A 5,569-nucleotide genomic window follows, 5' to 3' on the forward strand; every position below is an offset into this window, starting at 1 on the left:
GCGAGCGCGCTCATATGTACACCGAAACGGCGAAAATGCGTACATTTGGGCGCCCTCGTCGCCGATAGCTTTCGCCTAGTAGCCGGCTGGGATCGGGACGAAGCGGCGCAGCTTCCCGCTGGCGGGCTGGCGGTCCAGTCGATCCACGCGGTTGACGGCGACCTGCGCGCCGCCCAGCCCGGCGTCGGCCAACGCCCGCCGCAGCTGCTGAGTCAGGCCGTCGATGTCGAGGCCGTCGGCGGCGACGGCGAATACGTCTATGCCGCTGGGTGTTTGGTGCACCTGGTAGTCGACGACGTCGGGGGAGTGAACCATGACCGACCGGATCACGATCGGATGGACTTCCGCGCCGGCGTAGCGCAGCACGTCGTCACTGCGCCCCTGCACCCGAGCCCGCAGATACCCATGTACGGCGCTATCGGGCTCGCGGACGAACACGTCGTTGAGTTCGTAGCGAATCAGCGGCTGGGTCAGGTTGGTCAAGTTGGTGACCAGTGCCTTCGCCGACGGGACGCCCGGCGGCACCGGACGGTTGTCGGCGCCGACCAGCTCGACGATGCACATGTCGGTGTTGAACGTGAAGACGTCGTCGGCTTTCGCCGTCTTGCCGACCAGGCCCTCGGTAGAGCCGAAAGTGTCCAGGACGGCGACCCCGAACGCGTCGGAGATCAGCGAGCGCATCTCGGGGAGCATGGTCTCACTCGATGCACTGATCTGCGCCGGCGCGATTCGCAGCCGCCCGGCCTGTGCCTCGCGGGCAAGCCGAGCCAGCATCGAGGCGTATCCGGCGAGCATCGGCGGCTGCATGGCGTTGAGCCGTTCGACGATCTGGGCGAGCGGCAGGGTTGCCGGAACCAATTCGAAACGGGCCGGCCACCCGTCAGAAGCGGTCAGTGCCGCTGCGAATCCGGTGGCATGCACGGCCGATGGGGCGGCGACCAGCGCGATGCGGAGCCCGGGCGGCACGTCGAACGCGGGTGCTGCGTGGTCTGTGATCGGCGCGCGGACCAGCGCGGCGAAGTAGGCCGTCATCGCCGATCGGTCGAACACGAACAGCCCGCGCCGTCCCGAGCAGCCGCCGGAGGCCAGCGCGATGTAGTCGTCGAGAATCGGCACAGGTTGGGCGCCACACACAGCCAGCGCCGCCTCGACATCGTCCCTGCGGAGGCGACGATCGGTGAACACTTGGTCGAGGTCGTCCATCATGTCCGACTTGGTCATCACCGGCAATGCCGACAGGTCGGCCGGGTCAATGGCGGTCAGGTCGATGCCGGCAAGGCGGCGGCGGTGGAACGGCGAGTGCTCGGCGGCATATAGCAGTAGCGTGCGCAGGCCGTCGCGCTGAACCTGGAGGATCCGCTCGGAATTCCACGTCAGCCGCTCGGACTGGTCGGCTGCGCCGGCAATTGTCGCGGTTCGGACGTCGTCGCGAAAGCGGTCCCAACTCATCACAGGCCCACCGCACGCGCGGTCAACTGCGCAAGATCACTGTCGGGCAGGGCATTCGGGTTGGCGGCGCGTTCCAAGGCGACTCCGGCGGCAGCGCCCAGGAAGAACTCGGCCAGCGATCGGACCGGCACCATCGGCTGTACGCCGGCCCGCTCGTACAGTCGGCTCAGCGCCGAGGCGAGGCTTGTCACCGTGCGGGAATGCGCTTCGGCGTAGCGGTGATTGAGCTCAGGATCGCGCATCGCCAGGGCCCGGAACTCGGTGAGCACATGCGGCCAACCCGACTCCGTGGCGGCCTCCCGGTGCGCCGCCTGGATGAGCTCGCGCAAGGCGTCGACGCCATCAGATTGCGCGACGATCCGATCATTCTTCGCGGCTCGCTCCTCGATCCGGCGCTCCAGCAGGGCGAAGAAAAGGTCAGGCTTGCTGCCGAACTGCGAGTAGACGACGCCTTTGGAGAACCCCGCCTCTTCGGCGATCGCCTCCAGGCTCGCGCCCGCGTAGCCGCGTTGGATGAACACCCGCCGTGCCGCATCGAGCACAGCGCCGCGGTTGCGTTCCACTTGTTCTGCTCGCCGCAGTCGCACCGCCATCCCGATATTAGATACCGTCGGTATTTGAATGTCAACGGTATCTGGATGGCACCTCCCGCTTTCGGGGCTGTGACAGATGTGACACTAGATAACTTCTGAGGCAGATGTTACGGCGCGCCTCCCGGCTCGTGCCGGGCTTCACGGACAGAATCGCACCCCATGAGGATGTCCACGCTTCTGACTCGTAACACCACTCGGCCAGGCCTCACCGGCACCGCGCGAGTGGACAAGAACATCGATCGATTGCTGCGTAGGGTGTGCCCCGGCGACATCGTGGTTCTCGACATCCTGGACCTGGACCGCATCACCGCCGACGCGCTGGTGGAAGCCGACATTGCCGCCGTCGTCAACGCCTCGCCGTCCGTCTCGGGCCGCTACCCCAACCTGGGCCCGGAGGTGCTGGTCACCAACGGGGTCACCCTGATCGACGAGACCGGGCCGGACGTGTTCAAGAAGATCAAGGACGGCGCCAAGATTCGGTTGCATGAGGGCGGGGTGTACGCCGGCGACCGCAGGCTGATTCGCGGCACCGAGCGCACCGACCACGACATCGCCGACCTGATGCGCGAGGCCAAGAGCGGGCTGTCCGCACACCTGGAGGCGTTCGCCGGCAACACAATTGAGTTCATCAAGAGTGAGAGCCCGTTGCTGATCGACGGCATCGGCATCCCCGACATCGACATCGACCTGCGCCGCCGGCACGTGGTGATCGTTGCCGACGAGCCGAGTGCGGCCGACGATCTGAAATCGCTCAAGCCGTTCATCAAGGAGTACCAACCGGTGCTGCTCGGTGTCGCCGGCGGCGCGGACGTGTTGCGCAAGGCGGGTTATCGTCCGCAGATCATCGTCGGCGACCCCGACCAGATCAGCACCGACGCCCTCAAGTGCGGCGCGCAGGTGGTGCTGCCGGCCGACGCCGACGGCCACGCACCGGGCCTGGAACGAATCCAGGACCTCGGCGTCGGGGCGATGACGTTCCCGGCCGCCGGTTCGGCGGTCGACCTGGCCTTGCTGCTGGCCGATCACCACGGCGCCGCCCTGCTCGTCACCGCCGGCCACACCGCCAACATCGAGACGTTCTTCGACCGGTCGCGGACGCAGAGCAATCCGTCGACGTTCCTCACCAGGCTGCGGGTGGGGAAGAAGTTGGTGGACGCCAAGGCGGTCTCCACCTTGTATCGCAACCACATGTCCGGCGGCGCGATCGCACTGCTGGCGCTGACGATGCTGATCGCCGTCATCGTCGCCCTGTGGGTGTCTCGCACCGACGCCACCGTGCTGCATTGGATCGTCGACTACTGGAACCGCTTCTCCCTGTGGGTGCAGCACTTGGTCTCCTAGGGGTGGGTTCATGATCTCGTTACGGCAACATGCGATCTCGCTGGCCGCCGTCTTCCTGGCCCTGGCCATCGGAGTGGTGCTGGGTTCGGGCTTCCTGTCGGACACTTTGTTGTCCAGCATGGGTGACGAGAAGCGGGACCTGCACTCGCAGATCAACGGGCTCAACGACCAGAAGAACGCCATGGCCGAGAAGCTCAGTGCGGCAAACAATTTCGATAGCCAACTGGCCGGTCGGATAGTCCGCGACGCGTTGGCCGGCAAGTCGGTGGTGCTGTTCCGTACTCCGGATGCAAAAGACGACGACCTCGCCGCGGTGTCGAAAATCGTTGCCCAGGCAGGCGGTACGGTCGCCGGAACGGTATCGCTGACCCAGGAGTTCGTCGAGGCCAACTCGGCCGAGAAACTGCGTACCGTGGTGAACTCGTCCATCTTGCCGGCCGGTACCCAGTTGAGCACCAAGCTCGTCGACCAGGGTTCGCAGGCCGGCGACCTGCTCGGCATCGCCTTGCTGATCAACACCAACCCTGCCGCGCCGGCGGTTGACGAAACGCAGCGCGGCACCGTGCTGGCTGCGCTGCGCGATACCGGGTTCATCACCTATCAACCCAGCGACCACTTCGGGGCGGCAAACGCCGCCATCGTCATTACCGGCGGTGGCTTGCCTCAAGACTCCGGCAACCAGGGAGCCAGCGTGGCCCGGTTCGCCGCCGCGCTGGCGCCGCACGGGTCGGGCGCCCTGCTCGCCGGCCGGGAAGGTTCGGCAACCGGAAACGCCGCGGTCGCAGTGGCCCGCGCCGACGGGGGCTTGGCCAGCACCATCAGCACCGTCGACGACGTGGACACCGAGCCAGGACGGATCACCGCGATCCTGGGCCTGCACGACCTGATCAACGGCGGCCACGCGGGGCAATACGGGACCGGCCACGGGGCGACGGCGGTGACCGTGCCCCAATAAGACCCAGTAGCCGGGCGTGTTCGCGGCCTCGCGGCGCCGCGGATGTTAGGGTGGGTTTCCGTGGGTCGGCAGGCCCAGCTATTACGTCTTGGAGAAGCCCAAGCCCTGCCCGTCTTCACGGAGGTCGCCAGTGCGTAAGCACCCGCAAACCACCACCAAGCACCTCTTCGTCAGCGGTGGGGTTGCTTCCTCGCTCGGCAAGGGTCTGACCGCAAGTAGCCTCGGCCAGCTGCTGACCGCCCGCGGGTTGCACGTGACGATGCAGAAGCTCGACCCGTACCTCAACGTCGACCCGGGCACGATGAACCCGTTCCAGCACGGGGAGGTGTTCGTCACCGAGGACGGCGCCGAGACCGACCTCGATGTCGGTCACTACGAGCGGTTCCTGGATCGTGATCTGTCCGGCTCGGCGAATGTCACTACCGGGCAAGTGTATTCGAGGGTGATCGCCAAGGAGCGCCGCGGTGAATACCTCGGTGACACCGTCCAGGTCATCCCGCACATCACCGACGAGATCAAGCGGCGCATCCTGGCCATGGCCGAACCGGATGCAAACGGAAACCGTCCCGACGTCGTGATCACCGAAATCGGCGGGACAGTGGGCGATATCGAATCACAGCCCTTTCTCGAAGCAGCCCGGCAGGTTCGCCACGACCTGGGCCGCGAGAACGTCTTCTTCCTCCACGTATCGCTGGTTCCCTACCTGGCCCCGTCAGGTGAGCTCAAGACCAAACCGACCCAGCACTCGGTGGCCGCGCTGCGCAGCATCGGTATCACCCCCGATGCGCTCATCCTCCGTAGCGACCGCAACGTCCCCGAAGCGCTGAAGGACAAGATCGCGCTGATGTGTGACGTCGACATCGACGGCGTCATCTCCACCCCGGATGCCCCGTCGATCTATGACATCCCCAAGGTGTTGCACCGCGAGGAGCTCGACGCGTATGTGGTGCGACGGCTCAACCTGCCGTTCCGCGACGTCGACTGGACCGAATGGGACGACCTGCTGCGCCGGGTGCACGAACCGCATGAGACGGTGCGAATCGCTCTGGTGGGCAAGTATGTTGAGCTTTCGGACGCCTACCTGTCGGTCACCGAGGCATTGCGCGCCGGCGGGTTCAAACACCACGCCAAGGTCGAAATGACCTGGGTGGCTTCCGACGACTGCGCCACGGCCAGTGCTGCCGCAGCGGCGCTGGGCGACGTGCACGGTGTGCTGATACCCGGCGGATTC

General features: G+C 66.1%; 5 protein-coding genes. 3 read left to right on the plus strand and 2 right to left on the minus strand.

What is annotated here, in order from left to right; genetic code table 11:
• Nucleotides 1-75 precede the first annotated feature (75 nt).
• Nucleotides 76-1,449 carry a hypothetical protein gene (locus VML93_RS11065; protein ID WP_325610496.1) on the minus strand — a complete coding sequence of 458 codons (1,374 nt, stop codon included), beginning with the start codon at nucleotides 1,447-1,449 and terminating at the stop codon, nucleotides 76-78.
• Nucleotides 1,449-2,042 (minus strand): helix-turn-helix domain-containing protein, encoded by a 594-nt coding sequence (locus VML93_RS11070; RefSeq protein ID WP_325610498.1) that lies wholly within the window; start codon nucleotides 2,040-2,042, stop codon nucleotides 1,449-1,451. The genes VML93_RS11065 and VML93_RS11070 overlap by 1 nt, the downstream gene beginning before the upstream one ends.
• Before the next feature lie 159 nt (nucleotides 2,043-2,201).
• Here VML93_RS11070 and steA point away from each other — a divergent pair, with 159 nt between their 5' ends.
• From steA to VML93_RS11085, 3 genes are all read left to right on the plus strand, one after another.
• On the plus strand, nucleotides 2,202-3,383 hold the full coding sequence (gene steA, locus VML93_RS11075; RefSeq protein ID WP_325610500.1) for a putative cytokinetic ring protein SteA: 1,182 nt from the start codon (nucleotides 2,202-2,204) through the stop codon (nucleotides 3,381-3,383).
• Between the two features lie 10 nt (nucleotides 3,384-3,393).
• Complete coding sequence (locus VML93_RS11080; RefSeq protein ID WP_325610502.1) at nucleotides 3,394-4,338, plus strand: copper transporter; 945 nt, start codon at nucleotides 3,394-3,396, stop codon at nucleotides 4,336-4,338.
• A 130-nt stretch (nucleotides 4,339-4,468) separates the two neighbouring features.
• Nucleotides 4,469-5,569 (plus strand): CTP synthase (locus VML93_RS11085; RefSeq protein WP_325610504.1); only part of this gene is annotated, 1,101 nt, incomplete at its 3' end.

Source organism: Mycobacterium sp. (assembly GCF_035499775.1).
Lineage (GTDB): Bacteria > Actinomycetota > Actinomycetes > Mycobacteriales > Mycobacteriaceae > Mycobacterium.

What these genes read in the sequence shown, in the direction of transcription:
- VML93_RS11080 (WP_325610502.1), top strand. Translation starts at nt 3,394, where the DNA reads ATGATCTCGTTACGGCAACATGCGATCTCGCTGGCCGCCGTCTTCCTG.
- steA (WP_325610500.1), top strand. Translation starts at nt 2,202, where the DNA reads ATGAGGATGTCCACGCTTCTGACTCGTAACACCACTCGGCCAGGCCTC.
- VML93_RS11070 (WP_325610498.1), bottom strand. Translation starts at nt 2,042, where the DNA reads ATGGCGGTGCGACTGCGGCGAGCAGAACAAGTGGAACGCAACCGCGGC.
- VML93_RS11065 (WP_325610496.1), bottom strand. Translation starts at nt 1,449, where the DNA reads ATGAGTTGGGACCGCTTTCGCGACGACGTCCGAACCGCGACAATTGCC.